Source organism: Streptomyces sp. NBC_00620 (genome assembly GCF_026341825.1).
Lineage (GTDB): Bacteria > Actinomycetota > Actinomycetes > Streptomycetales > Streptomycetaceae > Streptomyces.
In genome coordinates this window covers 3,559,895-3,575,734 of record NZ_JAPENY010000001.1, presented here as the reverse complement: position 1 = coordinate 3,575,734, position 15,840 = coordinate 3,559,895, and the positions used below count along the sequence as shown (strand labels likewise).

General features: G+C 69.8%; 13 protein-coding genes. 9 read left to right on the top strand and 4 right to left on the bottom strand.

Annotation, left to right across the window (positions count from 1 at the left end; translation table 11 throughout):
• Nucleotides 1-171 precede the first annotated feature (171 nt).
• Nucleotides 172-1,401, top strand: coding sequence for a GNAT family N-acetyltransferase (locus tag OG246_RS16525; RefSeq protein WP_266462254.1), 1,230 nt, complete (start codon nucleotides 172-174; stop codon nucleotides 1,399-1,401).
• A 10-nt stretch (nucleotides 1,402-1,411) separates the two neighbouring features.
• On the opposite strand, the gene OG246_RS16520 is transcribed toward OG246_RS16525, so the two are convergent.
• Both OG246_RS16520 and OG246_RS16515 read right to left on the bottom strand, forming a co-directional pair.
• A complete protein-coding gene (locus OG246_RS16520; protein ID WP_266462251.1) occupies nucleotides 1,412-2,221 on the bottom strand; it encodes an Fpg/Nei family DNA glycosylase in 810 nt (269 codons plus the stop codon).
• Between the two features lie 188 nt (nucleotides 2,222-2,409).
• On the bottom strand, nucleotides 2,410-2,898 hold the full coding sequence (locus OG246_RS16515; RefSeq protein ID WP_266462250.1) for a ribose-5-phosphate isomerase: 489 nt from the start codon (nucleotides 2,896-2,898) through the stop codon (nucleotides 2,410-2,412).
• Between the two features lie 218 nt (nucleotides 2,899-3,116).
• Between OG246_RS16515 and OG246_RS16510 the strand changes: the two genes are divergently transcribed.
• Nucleotides 3,117-4,598, top strand: a complete 1,482-nt coding sequence (locus OG246_RS16510; protein ID WP_266462249.1) for an amino acid permease — start codon at nucleotides 3,117-3,119, stop codon at nucleotides 4,596-4,598.
• Nucleotides 4,599-4,697: 99 nt separating this feature from the next.
• Here the strand turns inward: OG246_RS16510 and OG246_RS16505 are convergent, their stop codons facing one another.
• Nucleotides 4,698-6,728, bottom strand: a complete 2,031-nt coding sequence (locus tag OG246_RS16505) for a serine/threonine-protein kinase (protein WP_266464262.1) — start codon at nucleotides 6,726-6,728, stop codon at nucleotides 4,698-4,700.
• A 193-nt stretch (nucleotides 6,729-6,921) separates the two neighbouring features.
• Between OG246_RS16505 and OG246_RS16500 the strand changes: the two genes are divergently transcribed.
• Nucleotides 6,922-7,638, top strand: coding sequence for an LPXTG cell wall anchor domain-containing protein (locus tag OG246_RS16500; RefSeq protein WP_266462246.1), 717 nt, complete (start codon nucleotides 6,922-6,924; stop codon nucleotides 7,636-7,638).
• Nucleotides 7,639-7,729: 91 nt separating this feature from the next.
• Nucleotides 7,730-9,067, top strand: a complete 1,338-nt coding sequence (locus tag OG246_RS16495; RefSeq protein ID WP_266462243.1) for an FAD-binding oxidoreductase — start codon at nucleotides 7,730-7,732, stop codon at nucleotides 9,065-9,067.
• 17 nt (nucleotides 9,068-9,084) lie between these two features.
• Here the strand turns inward: OG246_RS16495 and OG246_RS16490 are convergent, their stop codons facing one another.
• Entirely contained in the window at nucleotides 9,085-9,675 is a 591-nt protein-coding gene (locus tag OG246_RS16490) for a biotin transporter BioY (RefSeq protein ID WP_266462240.1), read from the bottom strand.
• A gap of 559 nt (nucleotides 9,676-10,234) precedes the next feature.
• Here OG246_RS16490 and OG246_RS16485 point away from each other — a divergent pair.
• The 5 genes from OG246_RS16485 (at nucleotide 10,235) to OG246_RS16465 (ending at nucleotide 15,813) form a co-directional block, all read left to right on the top strand.
• Nucleotides 10,235-11,527, top strand: coding sequence for an ROK family transcriptional regulator (locus OG246_RS16485; RefSeq protein WP_266464258.1), 1,293 nt, complete (start codon nucleotides 10,235-10,237; stop codon nucleotides 11,525-11,527).
• A gap of 266 nt (nucleotides 11,528-11,793) precedes the next feature.
• Nucleotides 11,794-12,867 (top strand): ABC transporter substrate-binding protein, encoded by a 1,074-nt coding sequence (locus tag OG246_RS16480; protein ID WP_266462237.1) that lies wholly within the window; start codon nucleotides 11,794-11,796, stop codon nucleotides 12,865-12,867.
• Between the two features lie 5 nt (nucleotides 12,868-12,872).
• Nucleotides 12,873-13,736, top strand: a complete 864-nt coding sequence (locus OG246_RS16475; protein ID WP_266462234.1) for an ABC transporter permease — start codon at nucleotides 12,873-12,875, stop codon at nucleotides 13,734-13,736.
• Nucleotides 13,712-14,458, top strand: coding sequence for an ABC transporter ATP-binding protein (locus OG246_RS16470; RefSeq protein ID WP_266462231.1), 747 nt, complete (start codon nucleotides 13,712-13,714; stop codon nucleotides 14,456-14,458). Before OG246_RS16475 ends, OG246_RS16470 begins: the two co-directional genes overlap by 25 nt.
• Nucleotides 14,455-15,813, top strand: a complete 1,359-nt coding sequence (locus OG246_RS16465; protein ID WP_266462229.1) for an LLM class flavin-dependent oxidoreductase — start codon at nucleotides 14,455-14,457, stop codon at nucleotides 15,811-15,813. The genes OG246_RS16470 and OG246_RS16465 overlap by 4 nt, the downstream gene beginning before the upstream one ends.
• Nucleotides 15,814-15,840: the final 27 nt, after the last annotated feature.

Genomic DNA, 15,840 nt, shown 5'->3' with positions numbered 1-15,840 from the left:
CGTCCGAGCGCTCAACTTCACAGAGAAATCCACAGAAGACGTCCAGCAGACGTCCAGTAGACGTCACGGAAGGCGCCGGCGAAGACGTCTTGGAAGACCTCGCACAGGGCCTCCGCGACGGTGGGGAGAAATTCCCTGGCTCGTACCGCATTGCCCTGGTAGTCATGGCCTATGACGACTGACGTGCGGGTACTTCAGCAGACCGAGTGGAACGCGTGGTACGACAACCTGGTCCGCGCCTTCGGCGGAGTGCCGGAGTCGTCCGACGAGCGCGGACTTTACAACGTGCTTACAGAGTACGACCGTTCCATCGGAGTCTGGGACGGCGACCAGGTGGTGGGCACGGCGGGCGCGTTCAGCTTCCGCGTCACGGTGCCGGGCGGCGCCTCCGTACCGGCCGCGGGCATCACGATGGTGAGCGTCGCGGCCACGCACCGGCGGCGCGGGGTGCTGAGGTCCATGATGCGGCGCCAGCTGGACGACATCCGCTCGTGGGGCGAACCGCTCGCGGTGCTGACGGCGTCGGAGCCGGCGATCTACGGCCGGTTCGGCTACGGCATCGCGACGTATCAGCTCAACGCCGAGATCGAGACCAGCCGCGTACAACTGTCCGTTCCGCCCGGCACCGACGACGTACGCCTGCGGTACGCGGCACCGGCCGATGTCCTCGACGCGTGCGAGGCGGTGTACGCGCGGCTGGTGCCGGGGCGTCCGGGCATGCTGGCGCGGCGGCCCGGCTGGGAGCAGGTGGGGCTGCTCGACCCGGAGGGCGAGCGGGACGGCGCTTCGCCGTTGCAGTGCGTGGTCGCCGAGCGGGACGACGAGGTCGTGGGCTACGCCAGGTACCGGGTCAAGCCGGAGTGGGAACCGTCCGGGCCCAGGAGCGCGGTCGTGCTCGAGGAGCTGGAGGGTCTCGACCCGGCGGTGCAGGGCGCGCTGTGGCGGTTCCTCTTCGAGATCGACCTGACGTCCAGGCTCCGCACCCGCGGCCGGCCCGTCGACGAGGCCTGGCAGCACATGGTGTCCGACATCCGCCGCTGCAATCTGCGGCTGAGGGACGCGCTGCATGTGCGGCTCGTCGATGTCGGCGCCGCGCTGGAGGCGCGGACGTATCAGGCGCCGGTGGACCTGGTGTTCGAGGTCGAGGACGCGTTCTGCCCCTGGAACGAGGGGCGTTGGCGGCTCACGGGTGACGCGAAGGGCGCGTCCTGCGTGCGTACGGAGGACGCGGCCGATCTCGCGCTGTCCGTACGGGAGTTGGGGGCGGCGTATCTGGGTGGGATGCCCCTGGCCTCGCTGGGGGCGGCGGGCCGGGTGCGGGAGCTGCGCCAGGGTGCGCTGACGGAGGCCTCGGTGGGGTTCTCCTCGGCGGTGGCTCCGTGGCTGCCGCACGGGTTCTAGACCGGCCGGGTCAGGCTTTCTGGCAGGTCGGGCACCAGAAGAGGTTGCGGGCGGCGAGATCGGCGGTGCGGATCTCGCCGCCACAGATGTGGCAGGGCAGGTGTGCCCTGCGGTACACGTACACCTCGCCGCCGTGGTCGTCGACGCGCGGCGGGCGGGCCATGGCCTCGGGGGTGTGTTCCGGGCGGACGGTGTCGATGCGGTTGTTGCGGACGCCCTCGCGCATCAGGTCCACGAGGTCGGTCCAGATCGCTTCCCACTCGGCGGGGGTGATGTCCCTGCCGGTGCGGTACGGGTCGATGCCGTGCCGGAAGAGGACTTCGGCACGGTAGACGTTGCCCACGCCCGCGATGATCTTCTGGTCCATGAGGAGGGCGGCGATCGTCGTACGGCTGCGGGAGATGCGGTGGTACGCGGCCGACGGGTCGGCGTCCTGGCGGAGGGGGTCCGGGCCCAGGCGGTCGTGTATCGCCTGCTTCTCGTCGTCCGTGATCAGGGCGCAGGTGGTGGGGCCGCGGAGGTCGACGTACGCGGTGGGGTTGGCGAGGCGGAGGCGGACGGTGTCCGTGGGCGGGGGTGCGGGGGCGTCGCCGAAGTTGACCTTGCCGAAGAGGCCGAGGTGGATGTGGATCCAGTCCTCGGCGCCGAAGTGCAGGAAGAGGTGTTTGCCGTGGGCGTCGGCGGTGTCGAATTCGGTGCCGTCGAGGAGGGCTGCGGCGTCTGCGAACTTGCCCTGCGGGCTGGTTACGCGGGTGGCCCCGCCGGCGAACCTGGCCTCGTAGTCCTCGGCCAGGCGGTGAATCGTGTGCCCTTCGGGCACGGGTCCTCCCGTGTGTGCTCGGGCGGGGCACAGGGTTTTTCGCCCCCTCCGCCCCTACCCGTCCCGTACCTGGGGGCTGCGCCCCCAGACCCCCCTGACGCGCTGACGCGCTCGTCCTCAAACGCCGGACGGGCTGAAAGATCTCCCCCGCCCCCGCGGGTGGGCGGGGGATCGGGACTGCGGAAAACCTAGTCGCCCTGCGGGTGGTGCGCCGGGATCGGCGGCAGGTCGCCCGTCGTCTCGTAGGCCGTGAGCATGTTGATGCGGCGGATGTGGCGTTCGTCGCCGGAGAACGGGGTGTTGAGGAAGGTCTCGACGAACTTGGTCGCCTCTTCCTCGGTGTGCATGCGGGCGCCTACGGCGACGACGTTGGCGTTGTTGTGCTGGCGGCCCAGGGAGGCGGTCTCCTCGCTCCAGGCGAGGGCGGCACGCACGCCGGCCACCTTGTTCGCGGCGATCTGCTCGCCGTTGCCGGAGCCGCCGATCACGATGCCGAGGGAGTCGGGGTCCGCCGCCGTCCGCTCCGCGGCGCGGAGGCAGAAGGGCGGGTAGTCGTCCTGGGCGTCGTAGATGAGGGGCCCGCAGTCGACGGGCTCGTGCCCGGCGGCCTTGAGCCACTCGACGAGGTGGTTCTTGAGTTCGAGACCGGCATGATCGGAGCCGAGATACACGCGCATGCTCCGAGTGTGACACGGCTGTTTCGGATCGGCCTCGCCGGGTGCCACCAGCGAAATCTGCGAGCAACACCATAGAACCTCAAGGAAACCTCAAGTAACGATCTGGATTCAAAGGTTCACGAATTCCTTTACCTCCGATTCACTGGACCGGCTCGTACGCCCCACTGACACCACTCGTACGGGTCATCTGCTCGTCCGGCGAAAAGGAATCCCCCTACATGACCTCGCAGCCGACCCCCACGAAGGCCGCAAGCGGCCCCGGAGGCCCCGGAGAACCCGGTGGCGGCCTCCAGGCCGGACTCAAGAACCGTCATCTGTCGATGATCGCCATCGGCGGTGTCATCGGAGCCGGGCTCTTCGTGGGCTCCAGCTCCGGTATCGCCACCGCCGGGCCCGGCATCCTCCTCTCTTATGCCTTGGTCGGGACGCTCGTCGTCCTTGTCATGCGGATGCTCGGTGAGATGTCCGCCGCGAATCCGACGTCCGGTTCCTTCTCCGCGCACGCCGACCGGGCGCTCGGGCGCTGGGCCGGGTTCTCGATCGGCTGGCTGTACTGGTTCTTCTGGGTGGTCGTGCTCGCCGTCGAGGCCACCGCAGGCGCCAAGATCCTCGAAGGGTGGATTCCCGCCGTTCCCCAGTGGGGCTGGGCGCTCATCGTGATGGTCGTCCTCACCGCGACCAACCTCGTCTCCGTCGGGTCGTACGGAGAGTTCGAGTTCTGGTTCGCCGGGATCAAGGTCGTGGCGATCAGCGCGTTCGTCGTGATCGGCGGGCTCGCCGTCTTCGGTGTACTGCCGGGCGTCGACGCCGAACAGGCCGGACTCGGGAATCTCACCGGCCACGGCGGCTTCCTGCCCAACGGGCCCGGCGCCATCCTCACCGGAGTGCTGCTGGTCGTCTTCTCCTTCATGGGCAGCGAGATCGCGACCCTCGCCGCCGGTGAGTCCGAGGACCCGCAGCGCGCGGTCACCAAGTCCACCAACAGCATCATCTGGCGCGTCGGCGTCTTCTACCTCGGCTCGATCTTCGTGGTCGTGGCGCTGCTGCCGTGGAACGACCCGTCGATCAAGGAGCAGGGCTCGTACGTCGCCGCCCTCGACTCCCTCGGTATCGCACACGCCGGTCAGATCATGAACTTCATCGTGCTGACCTCCGTACTGTCCTGCCTCAACTCCGGGCTCTACACGGCCTCCCGGATGGCGTTCTCGCTCGGACAGCGGCGGGACGCACCGAAGGTGTTCGCGAAGACCACCTCGCGCGGTGTGCCGATGGCCGCGATCCTGGCGTCGGTCGTCTTCGGCTTCGTGGCCGTCTTCTTCAACTACGCGTACCCCAAGACGATCTTCCTCTTCCTGGTCAACGCGTCCGGTGCGGTCGCCCTGTTCGTCTGGCTCGTCATCTGCTTCTCGCAACTGCGGATGCGGAAGATCATCCAGCGCGAGTCGCCGGAGAAGCTGGTCGTGAAGATGTGGCTGTACCCGTATCTGACCTGGGCGACGGCCGCGCTGATCGTGTTCGTGCTCGGCTACATGCTGACCGACACGGAGCACGACGGCCGGGAGACGGTCCTGCTGTCCCTGCTCGTCGCGGCGGTGGTACTCGCGATCGCCGTGATCCGGCAGAAGAGGGGAGCGGGCGCGCCGTACGTCCAGCAGGTGGCTGACGATCCCCGCGACGAAGCTCCGGTGAAGGTCGGCTGAGGCCGGTCCAAAGGCAGTAGGGAGGGGCCCCGTGGCGTTCGTCTTCGCCTCGGGGCCCCTCCCTTTTCTCCCTTTTCGCGCCTCGGCTCACATCCCCGCTCACAGCACGGTGAAGGTCTTCTTGACCTGCTCATAGACCTGGAGCGCCTGGTCCTCGATGTCCGGCTGGTACCAGGTGTTGATCTGGTACGACTTCCCGTCGGCGTCGAAGCCGAGCAACTGGGCGTGCCAGCCCACTCCTTGGAGCGTGAAGAGGTACTCCCAGACGATCGCGGGCCGGCCCCGGAAGGTCGTCTCCTCCAGGCGGATCTTCCGGTAGCCCTGCCCCTGGCGGGCGTTCTGCTCCGAGGTCTCCCAGGTGTCCATGAGGTTTCCCTTGGCGAGGGAGGACTTGGCCGCGATCTCCTGCTTGCCGTCGGGCGAGGTGTAGTGCACCTCCGAGCCCGTCTTCAGGTCCCGCCGCCAGCCCTTGGGCGTCACCCACGCGTACCCGCCGGCCTCGCGGTGTGCTCCCGGGGGCAGGCTGGGCGGGCGCGAGGTGCCTTCGACGGTGGGCGATGCGCTGCCCGTGGGGCCGGTGGTCGCGGACGACGTCGGGGAGCCCACGTTGTTGTCGTCGGGCGGTCCGCCGATCACCGCGACGACCAGCCAGACGGCCACTCCCGCCGCGACCACACCGCTCGCGGCGGCCAGCCACAGACCGCGCCTGCTCCGGCGCGGGCCGGGGGGCCCGGCGGGTACTGCGGGGCCGGGGAGTTCGCCGGGCGGCATCGCCGTGTGGGCGGGCACCGTCGAGAACTGGGCCTCCGTCACCGCCTCCGCCGAGCGGGAGACCGAGGGGGTTGTCGAGCCGACCTCCGCGCGCAGTTCGGAGGGGACTTCGGTGGAGGCGTTGGAGGCACTCGACGCGTTGGACGTGTTCCGGGTGTCCGGGACGGCGGGGGCCTCCGCCGGGGTTTCCGCTGCCGCTTCGGCGCTTGGGACCGGTGGCGGCTCGGGCCGGGGCTTCTTGAAGTCGAGTGAACTCTTCCGCGTCGGGGTGCGCTGCGCCGGTATCGCGTCCTGCACGGGGTCGAGTTCCGGCGCGTCCGCGGGTTCCGGCTCGGGCTCGGGCTCGTAAGCCGGCTCGGGCTCCGGCGCGGAATCATGCGGGGGCTCCGGCTTCCGCACCGCCCCCATGAACTCCGCGTCCAGGAGTACGGGCGTGGGCGACTCGACGTGGACCGGTGGAACGGGTGGCGGCGCGGCTTCCGGCTCTTCGAGCGCCGGCTCGGCGACGGGTCCCGCGTCCGGCCCAGGACCGTTCCGTCCCGCCTCCGGTCCCGGTCCCGGGAACACCAACTGTCCGAGTTCCGCCTCGAGTTCCTCCAGACCGGGGCGCGTGGACGGCTCCTTCTCCAGGATGGCGGCCAGGATGTCCCGCAAGTCGCCCACGGAGGCGGGGAGTTCGGGCTCCTCGTACAGGACGGCGTGAAGCGTGGCCAGGGTGGTGGAGCGGGAGAAGGGGGAACGGCCGCCGAGTGCCGCGCAGAGGGTCGCGCCCAGGGACCACACGTCGGACGGCGGGCCCTGCGGGTGGCCGGAGACGCGTTCGGGCGCCATGTAGTCGGGGGAGCCGACCAGCATCCCGGCCATGGTGAGCGCCTTCGTGTCCTGGATCGCGGCGATGCCGAAGTCGGTGAGGACGACCCGGTGGTGACCGCTCCGCTCGACCAGCACGTTGCCCGGCTTGATGTCCCGGTGCAGCACTCCCCCGGCGTGCACCTGGCGCAGCGCCACGACCAGTTCGAGCCCGATACGGGCCGCCTCGCGGGTGCTGAGCGGTCCGTCCTCCACCACGATCTGCTCCAGCGAGCGGCCGGCGACCAGTTCCATGACGATCCAGAGCCGCTCGCCCTCGTCCACGACGTCATAGATGCGTACGACATTGGGGTGGTCGATCCTGGCCGTGGCCCTGGCCTCGCGCAAGGTGCGTTCCCTGCGGGTACGCGTGTCCTCCGGGTCGAGTCCGTCTATCCGCATTTCCTTGACCGCGACCTGCCGGTCGAGCATGTCGTCGGCGGCTCGCCACACCCGCCCCATTCCCCCCTGCCCAATGCTCTCGACCAGCCGATAACGCCCCGTCACCAATAATCCCGGAACACCGCCCCGCACATTCCCCGACAATCCCCGCACCCCCTCAACACCCATCACAATCACCCGTCACAACTGCACCACTCGGAAACACAATGGTCACACTTCATGCCGTACCAGCATAGTGCGGAGAAATCTTGTGGTACCTCTTCAAGTACTGCGAATTCAGGCGCAGCCAAGGGGGACGAACATGAGTTCTCGTCGCACGACGATCATCGCTGGATCGCTGCTCACGGCATCTTTCTCGGCCGTGATGATCCTTTCCTACACCGCCGTGGCGGACGACCAGGGACCGGGGAGCAGTGAGGGGGGAAAGGCGGTTGACGAGGCACCGGCGGGTGTAAAGCTGACCACGCTGCTGCCGGAGAAGATCTCCGTCGACAACAGTTCGCAAAAGACGGCACTTACCGCCACGGTAAAGAACGAAGGGACCAAGGAAAGCGGCGACATCAGGCTTTTGGTGGTCGGTTTCGACGGCATGACGGTCAAAGACGTAAAGGGCTGTGACGCCATAGCCGAAGGGGATCTTCCCGAGGGATCGAACAGTGGTTTCAGTTGTGCCGTCGGCAATCTCGCGGCCGGTAAGTCGCAGTCGTACGACGTCGACGCCACCTTCGATCTGAGCAAGACCGGAAAGATCTGTCTGCCGGTGCAGACGAGCGACGGTGCGAAGACGTACTGGCAGCAGGGCCCGGTGCCGTTCGGTACGACGAACCCGTCGCCGAACGCCCCGGCCACCCCGTTGCTGCTCGGCACCGACAACACTCCGGTGGCACCGGGTGGTGACAAGTTGCCGAGCACCGGCCCCGTGAGCGATGTCCTGCCGCTCGGCGCGGCGGGCGCGGCGCTGGTCTCGGCGGGGGCGGCGGGCCTGTGGTGGGTCCGCAGGCAGCCGCAGCAGCACTGAGTTGAGGTCAGGGGGTTGGGAGCCGGGCCCGGCTCCCAACCCCCTGCTCGTTGAAAAAACCTGACGGCACATGTCAGGTTATGGACCCACGATGACCGCCATGAACATCGTGGACAGCAAGGCGAATCAGCTCGTCCTCCGTCCCGGCGACGCCGGGTACGACGAGGAACTCGCCGGTTTCCAGACCGGTTTCACGCAGCGGCCCGCCGTGATCCACGCCGTCTCCTCGGCCGCCGACGTGGCCGCCGCGGTGCGGTACGCCGCCGCCGAGGGCCTGCCGGTCGGCATCCAGGCCACCGGGCACGGGCTGCCCGGCGAGGCAGAGGGCGGCGTACTGATCACGACGAAGCGCATGGACAAGGTGACCGTCGACCCTGAGGCGCGCACCGTCCACGTCGAGGCGGGCGTCCGCTGGGGGCAGGTGGTCGCGGCTGCCGGGCCTTACGGGCTCGCCCCGTTGAACGGTTCGGCGCCGGGTGTGGGCGCCGTCTCGTACACGCTGAGCGGTGGACTCGGCATCCTGGCAAGGGAGTTCGGGTACGCGGCCGACCATGTGCGCGCACTGGATGTCGTGACCGCCGACGGCCGGCTCCGCCATGTCACACCGGAGGCGGAGGCGGACCTGTACTGGGCGCTGCTCGGCGGCGGCCACAACTTCGGCGTCGTGACGGGGATGGAGATCGGCCTCGTGCCGGTGGCGCGGCTGTACGGCGGCTCGGTCTCCTTCGACGGGCGCGAAGTCGGTCCGGAGGCGGTGCTGCGGGCGTACGAGCGATGGACGCGGACCGTGCCGGACGGGCTGACCTCGTCGTTCGCGGCCGTTCCGTACCCGGACGTCCCTGCGATACCGGACCGGCTGCGGGGGCGGTACGTCATCTCCGTCCGCGTGGCCTACACGGGTGCCGACGGGGATCAACTCGTCGCCCCGCTGCGGGAGATCGGCCCGGTGCTCGCGGATTCGCTGCGCGAGATGCCGTACTCGGACAGCCACACCATCCACAGCGACCCCGCCTTCCCGCATACCTACTACGGCGACAGCTCGGTGCTGCGCGAGCTGGACGTCGATGCGGCGGCCGGGCTTCTCGCCCTGGCCGGGCCGGAGGCGCCCGTGATGTGCGTCGTGCAGATCAACCACTTGGGCGGAGCGCTGGCCGCTCCGGCGCCGAACTCCGTTCCGCACCGCGAAGGGCGGTTCCTGGTGCGGCTGTTGGCGATGGGCGACCGGGACACGGCTCGGGAGGTGCTGGATCCGGCGTTCGAGCGGCTCGCGCCGTGGGCGGTCGGGCGGGCGCTCAACTTCGCGTTCGGGGCGGGGGATCGTACGGAGGGGCTGTACGGGGACGCCGGAACGCGGAAGAGGCTCGCCGGGTTGAAGTCGGAGTACGACCCGGCGAACCTCTTCAACAGGAACTACAACATCGTCGGCTGAACCTCAGCGGTTGAGTTTCAGCGGTTGAGGAACTTCCAGGCCGTGGGCAGCACGCCCATCGCCAGGGCCGCCTTCAGGGCGTCGCCGATCAGGAACGGGGTCAGGCCGGCCGCGATCGCGGCGCTCGCCGACATGCCGGTGGCGAGGGCCAGGTACGGGACGCCGATCGCGTAGATGATCGCCTCGCCGAGCAGCATCGTGCCCGCCGTGCGCAGCACGGAGCGGTCGGCGCCGCGACGGGCGAGGGCGCCCACGACGGTGGCGGCCAGGAGCATGCCGAGGATGTAGCCGAAGGACGGGGCGGCGGTGCCGGAGCCGCCGCCGGCGAACCACGGCACGCCCGCCATGCCGACGAGCGCGTACACCGCGAGCGACAGGAAGCCGCGGCGGGTGCCGAGCGCGGTGCCCACGAGGAGCGCCGCGAAGGTCTGGCCGGTCACCGGGACCGGGGAGCCCGGGACGGGGAGGGAGATCTGGGCGGCGAGGCCGGTGAGGGCGGCGCCGCCGAGGACCAGGGCGGTGTCCCTGACGCGGGAGGCGGGGAGCAGGTCGGCGAGGACCTCGCCGGGGCGGATGCCCGTGCGGGTGGGGGCGGCAGCGGTGCTCATGGGGACTCCGGCGGGGTGGCGGCAGGTTCGGGACACGGTGACGCTATCCCAGGGGTGTGCGGGCGATCACCGTCAGCGGTCGACAAAGGGGGGAACCGGGGGTTGGTTGGCTTCTGACAAAGCGTGCGGTGTACACCCGTGGGGGCGTGATGCTGGTCACTGAGGTGGGGACGATTTGCCCACGGGGTGGGGGGCGGCGGGACTGTTGGGTCCCGCCAAAGCGTTTTTTCGCCCCCTCCGCCCCTACCCGTCCCGTACCTGGGGGCTGCGCCCCCAGACCCCCCTGTCGCGCTGACGCGCTCGTCCTCGAACGCCGGACGGGCTGAAGACTCTCCCCCGAAGAAAACCGCCCCTAGCAGGATCCGCCGGACAAGCCCTACCCTTCACCCCATGGTTGCCCAGGCTGAGAACTTCGCGTCGCGTCGCTATGTCGACCTGCGTCGCCAGGGCACGGCCACCTGTCGCCGCACGCTGTAGGGCGGGACGGAGCGGATCCGGCTCGCCGATACGAAGACGGCGCAGTGTCGGACCAGCCCCGAGGAAGTTCCCCATGCTCTCCATGCCCCGTACCGCGGCACCACCGCGGACCCGAGCCGCCGACAGCGCGCGCCGCAGGACCAGCGCCAGTGTCATCCTGCGGTCCGTGCTGGACCACGGACCGGTCGCCCGAAGCACCGTCGCCCGGCTGACCGGGCTGTCCCCGGCGTCGGTGACCGACTACTGCGCCCAGTTCGCGGCGCTCGGTCTGATCCAGGAAGCGTCCACGCCCCGGCAGTCGAAGGGCGTGGGGCGCCCGCACGTACCGGTCGACCTGGACGACGCCCGGTTCGTGGTCGGCGGAGTGCACGTGGCGGTGCCGTACACGACGGTCGCGCTGCTCGATCTGCGCGGCCGGGTGGTGGCGGAGCGGGAGCTGAGCCACAGCGGTGGCACCGAGCCGGGCCGGGTACTGGCGAACGCCGCCGACGGGCTCGGCGCACTGCTGGCCGAAGCGCCCGGCCGTACGCCGCTGAGCGTGGGCGTGGCCGGCGGGGGCTGGGTGGACCGGGACTCCGGGACCATCGTGGAGCACCCCATGCTGGGCTGGCGTGAGGTCGCCGTACGGGACGCGATCGGCGCGCGTACCGGGCTGCCGGTCCATGTGGACGGCCACTCGCGGGCGTTGGTCAACGGGGAGCGGCTGTTCGGGCGGGCGCGCGGCAGCCGGAGCGTGCTGCATCTGTTCGTCGGCAATGTGGTGGACGCGGCCTTCGCCACCCATGACCAGGTGCACTACGGTCCCCGCTCCCAGGCCGGTGCGATCGCCCATCTGCCGCTCGCGGGCGGCACGGAGCGGTGCGACTGCGGCCGGACGGGGTGCCTTCAGGCCGAGTTGAGCGAGCGGACGCTGTCCCGCCGGGCCCGCGAGGCGGGGGTCATCGCCGGTGTGAACCCGATGCACGTGGTGGCCGCGGCGGCGGACGGTGACCAGGTCGCCGTCCGGCTGCTGGTGGAGCGGGCCCGGATGATCGGGCGGGCGGTGGGGCTGCTGCTCGACGTCCTCAATCCGGACACCGTCGTCGTCACCGAGGTCGGGATCATCCACCGGGAGGACTGCCTGCGGGCGCTGCGCGAGGAGGTCGGGCCGGACCGGGCGGCGGCCGTCGTGCCGACGAGTTTCCCGGAGTCCGTGCTGGCCGTGGCGGGCGGTTCGGTGGCCCTCGACGTGTTCTACCGGGATCCGCTGGGCGTGTCGGCGTCGCCACCAGAGCCGTCACCGGAGCCGTCATCGGGCTTTCACCGGGGGCGATTTAATTCAGAAACTCCGAATGTTGACAGGCCTTACGGACGACCAGGAGCATCCTCCTCATGAGCAGCTCGCGGGTGCAGGTTCCGCTCACCAAGTGCCGTGTCGTCGACCTCATGCGGGTCGCGCGCACGCTTTGTTGCTGACGCGTTGACGCACTGACGATCACTCGGATCCCTCTTTTCGCCGCGCCTCCGGCGTGTGCCTCATGTGCCTCTTCACGCGCGCATTCCTCTTTGCCGGCTTCGCCCTGCCCGGCTTCGCCCTGCCCGGCTTCGCCCTGCCCGGAATTCCGCGCGCTCTCCTGCCACTTGAAGTCACGGAGTCCTCCCATGCCACCACTGTCCTCCTCCGCGTCCGGTATCGACCGGCGGCTGTTCCTGTCCTCCCTGCTCGGCGCCGCCGCTGTCGCCGGCCTCAGTGGCTGCGCGGGCAGCAGTGCCGCGAGCACCTCGGCCAAGGGGTCCACGTCCGCCCCGCTGTCCGCCAAGGTTCCCTCCGGTACGAGCCTGAAGATCGCCTCGTACCAGGGCCGACAGCAGGTCCAGTTCAAGCTGGCGGGCCTCGACGACCTGCCCTTCACCGTCGCCGACTGGCCGAACATCGGCGCCGGTCCCGATGTCATCAACGCCTTCCGCGCCAAGTCCCTGGACCTCGCCAACAACGCGGGTATCCCGCCGATCCAGGCGCACTACCAGGGCTTCGACGCGAAGATCGTCGCGATCAACGTCACCCGCAAGCCCAACTACGCCTTCGCCACCAAACCCGGCAGCGACATCAAGGACGCCCAGGGCTTCAAGGGCAGGAAGCTGGCCTTCTCGCAGGGCCAGGCGCAGGGCGTCGTACTCCTGCGCGCCCTGAAGGAGGCGGGGCTGCCGTACGACGATGTGGAGCTGGTGCCGCTGACCAGCAACCAGTTCCTCACCGCGCTCCAGTCCGGCCAGGTGGACATCGCCCCGCTCGCCAACGAGCAGGTGCCCGCCTATATCAAGCAGTACGAGTCCAAGGGCGCGCACATCATCGCCACCGACGTCGTGGACCTCCTCAACCTGCTGTGGGCGCCCACCTCCGTGCTCGCCGACCCCGCGAAGGCCGCCGCGGTCGCCGCGTACATCCCGCGCTGGGCGCAGGGCACCGTGTGGGCGTACGAGCACCCCGACAAGTGGAACGAGGAGTTCTTCGTCAAGACGCAGAACCTGAACCTCGCACAGGCCCAGGCGATCACCGAGCTCGCCAACAAGCCGCTGTACCCGCCGAGTTGGGACGAGGCGGTGAAGTGGGAGCAGGAGACCGCCGATCTGCTGGCCGAGGGCGGCTTCGTGAAGGCGTTCAAGGTCGACTCGCTCTTCGACCGGCGCTTCGAGGGCATCGCGGCGAAGTCCGTGGCCGCCGAGTACCGGAGTTGACCGCCATGACCACCACCACGACCGGCACCGTGACCGCCACTGCCACCACCACCGCACCCGTGGCGGTGACGGAGAAACCCGCTCGCGCCCGGCGCCGCGGGCTCGCACCCGGCAAGCGACTGCCCGCCGCCCGTCTCATCGGCCCCGTCCTCTTCGCCACCCTCTGGGCCGTCGCGTCCGCCGCCGGGCAACTGGACCCCGGCGCGATACCGGCGCCCTGGACCGTCCTCAGCACCGCGGGCCATCTGTGGACCGACGGCACGCTCCCCACGGATGTGCTCACCTCGCTGGAACGCGCCGCGTACGGGTTCGCCCTCGGCCTGACCGCCGGGGTGGTCCTGGCGCTCGCGTCCGGGCTCAGCCGGATCGGCGAGGCGCTGATCGACGGGACGGTGCAGCTCAACCGGGCCATCCCGACCCTCGGTCTGATCCCGCTGTTCATCCTCTGGCTGGGCATCGGCGAGACCTTCAAGATCGCGATCATCGCCATCGTCGTCTACATCCCGATCTATCTGAACCTGCACTCCGCGCTGTCCGGCATCGACCACCGCTATGTCGAACTCGCCGAGGTCCAGGGGCTGTCCAGGTTCGCCTTCATCCGGCAGATCGTCATCCCCGGCGCACTGCCCGGCTTCTTCGTCGGACTGCGGCTCGGGGTGACCGGGTCCTGGCTGTCCCTGGTCGTCCTGGAGCAGATCAACGCCACCAACGGGCTCGGCTACATGATGTTCCAGGCCCAGAACTACGGCCAGTCGGACGTGATCCTCGTCGGCCTGCTGATCTACGGGGTCTTCGGTCTGGTCTCCGACAGCGCGGTCCGTCTCATCGAACGGAGGGTGCTGTCATGGCGACGCACGCTGAGCAACTGACATCCACTCAGACGAAGCTCACCGTCCAACTCCGGGGACTGACACGCTCCTTCGAGGGCCGCACCGTCCTCGACGACATCGACCTCGACCTTCCGGCGGGCCAGTTCACGGCCCTGCTCGGGCACAGCGGCTCCGGCAAGAGCACGCTGCTGCGGGCCATCGCAGGGCTCGACCACACCGTCGTCGGCAGCGGGCAACTGACCGCCCCTGAGCGGGTGTCCGTCGTCTTCCAGGACTCCCGGCTGCTCCCCTGGCGCCGGGTCCTCGACAACGTACTGCTCGGCGCGGACGGCAAGGAGGCCGCCGAACGCGGTCGCGCCGCCCTCGCCGAGGTGGGCCTCGCGGGCCGCGAACGGGCCTGGCCCAATGAGCTGTCCGGCGGTGAGGCGCAGCGTGCCGCGCTGGCCCGCTCTCTGGTCCGCGAACCCGAACTCCTCCTTGCCGACGAGCCGTTCGGCGCGCTGGACGCGCTCACCCGGATCAAGATGCACGTCCTGCTGCGCGAGCTGTGGGAGCGCCACCGGCCCTCCGTGCTGCTCGTCACGCACGACGTGGACGAGGCGATCGTGCTCGCCGACCGGGTGCTCGTGCTCGACCAGGGGCGTATCGGCCTCGATCTGACCGTCGACATCCCGCATCCCCGCTCGTATCGCGACCCCTTGCTCGGCGAGTACCGCGAGCGGCTGCTCGCCGCCCTTGGCGTCACGGAGGACCACAAGTGACCACTGCACCCACCGCTTCCCGCCAACTCCACCTGAACGCCTTCCTGATGAACACCGGGCACCACGAGGCCTCCTGGCGGCTGCCCGAGAGCGATCCGTACGCGAGCGTCGACCTCGCGCACTACGTCAACCTCGCCCGTATCGCGGAGCGCGGCACCTTCGACTCGCTCTTCCTCGCCGACGGCCCGGTGCTGTTCAACAGCGTCGGCCAGCGCCCGTCCGGCACCCTCGAACCGATCACCCTGCTCACGGCACTGGCCGTCGCCACCCAGCACATCGGCCTGATCGCCACCGCCTCCACCTCCTACAACTCCCCCTACAACCTGTCCCGCAGATTCGCCTCCCTCGACCACCTCAGCGGCGGCCGGGCCGGCTGGAACATCGTCACCACCGCAGGCGCCGAGGCCGCCCGCAACTTCGGCCTCGACGACGAACCCGCCCACGCCACCCGCTACGAGCGTGCCGCCGAGTTCCTCGACGTGGCGCTCAAGCTCTGGGACAGCTGGGAGGACGACCTCGTCGTCGGCGACAAGGCGACGGGCGTCTGGGGCGATGAGCGCAAGCTCCATCCGCCGCGCCACAAGGGGACGTACTTCAGTGTCGAGGGCGCCCTCAACGTCCCCCGCACGCCCCAGGGTTACCCCCTCCTCGTACAGGCGGGGTCCTCCGAGGACGGCAAGCGGTTCGCGGCCCGGTACGCGGAGGCGGTGTTCACCGCGCAGCAGACCCTCAAGGACGCGCAGGACTTCTACGCCGACCTCAAGTCCCGTACGGGCGCCACCGGCCGGGACCCCGACCACATCAAAATCCTGCCCGGCATAGTCCCGGTCATCGGCTCGACCGAGGCCGAGGCGCGCGAACACGAGCGGGTCCTCGAGGACCACATCGTGTACGAGCACGGTCTTTACCGCCTGGAGCACCTGCTGCATCTGGAGCCGGGCACGCTCGAACTCGATGCCCTACTGCCCGCGGACCTGCCGCCTGAGAGCGCCGTCGAGGGCGCCAAGAGCCGCTACACGCTCGTGGTCGAACTCGCCCGGCGCGAGCGGCTCACCGCCCGTGAGCTCATCGGCCGGCTCGGGGGCGGGCGCGGTCACCTGACCTTCGCGGGCACGCCCGAGCAGGTCGCCGACGCGATCGAGGACTGGTTCCGGCTCGGCGCCGCGGACGGCTTCAACATCATGCCCGCCGTGCTGCCGTCCGGCCTCGAACTCTTCGTCGACCAGGTCGTGCCGATCCTGCGCACCCGCGGTCTGCTCCGCACGGAGTACGGGCCGCGGCAGACGCTGCGGGAGCGGTACGGGCTGCCGCGGCCGGCCAATCAGTACGCCGTCCCGGCACTCGCCTCCCACTGAAACCGCCCGCCTGAAGCCGCCCGCTGG

Coding starts and splice junctions, on each gene's coding strand:
- OG246_RS16525 (WP_266462254.1), top strand. CDS start 172: ATGACGACTGACGTGCGGGTACTTCAGCAGACCGAGTGGAACGCGTGG.
- OG246_RS16515 (WP_266462250.1), bottom strand. CDS start 2,898: ATGCGCGTGTATCTCGGCTCCGATCATGCCGGTCTCGAACTCAAGAAC.
- OG246_RS16510 (WP_266462249.1), top strand. CDS start 3,117: ATGACCTCGCAGCCGACCCCCACGAAGGCCGCAAGCGGCCCCGGAGGC.
- OG246_RS16500 (WP_266462246.1), top strand. CDS start 6,922: ATGAGTTCTCGTCGCACGACGATCATCGCTGGATCGCTGCTCACGGCA.
- OG246_RS16495 (WP_266462243.1), top strand. CDS start 7,730: ATGACCGCCATGAACATCGTGGACAGCAAGGCGAATCAGCTCGTCCTC.
- OG246_RS16490 (WP_266462240.1), bottom strand. CDS start 9,675: ATGAGCACCGCTGCCGCCCCCACCCGCACGGGCATCCGCCCCGGCGAG.
- OG246_RS16485 (WP_266464258.1), top strand. CDS start 10,235: ATGCCCCGTACCGCGGCACCACCGCGGACCCGAGCCGCCGACAGCGCG.
- OG246_RS16480 (WP_266462237.1), top strand. CDS start 11,794: ATGCCACCACTGTCCTCCTCCGCGTCCGGTATCGACCGGCGGCTGTTC.
- OG246_RS16475 (WP_266462234.1), top strand. CDS start 12,873: ATGACCACCACCACGACCGGCACCGTGACCGCCACTGCCACCACCACC.
- OG246_RS16470 (WP_266462231.1), top strand. CDS start 13,712: ATGGCGACGCACGCTGAGCAACTGACATCCACTCAGACGAAGCTCACC.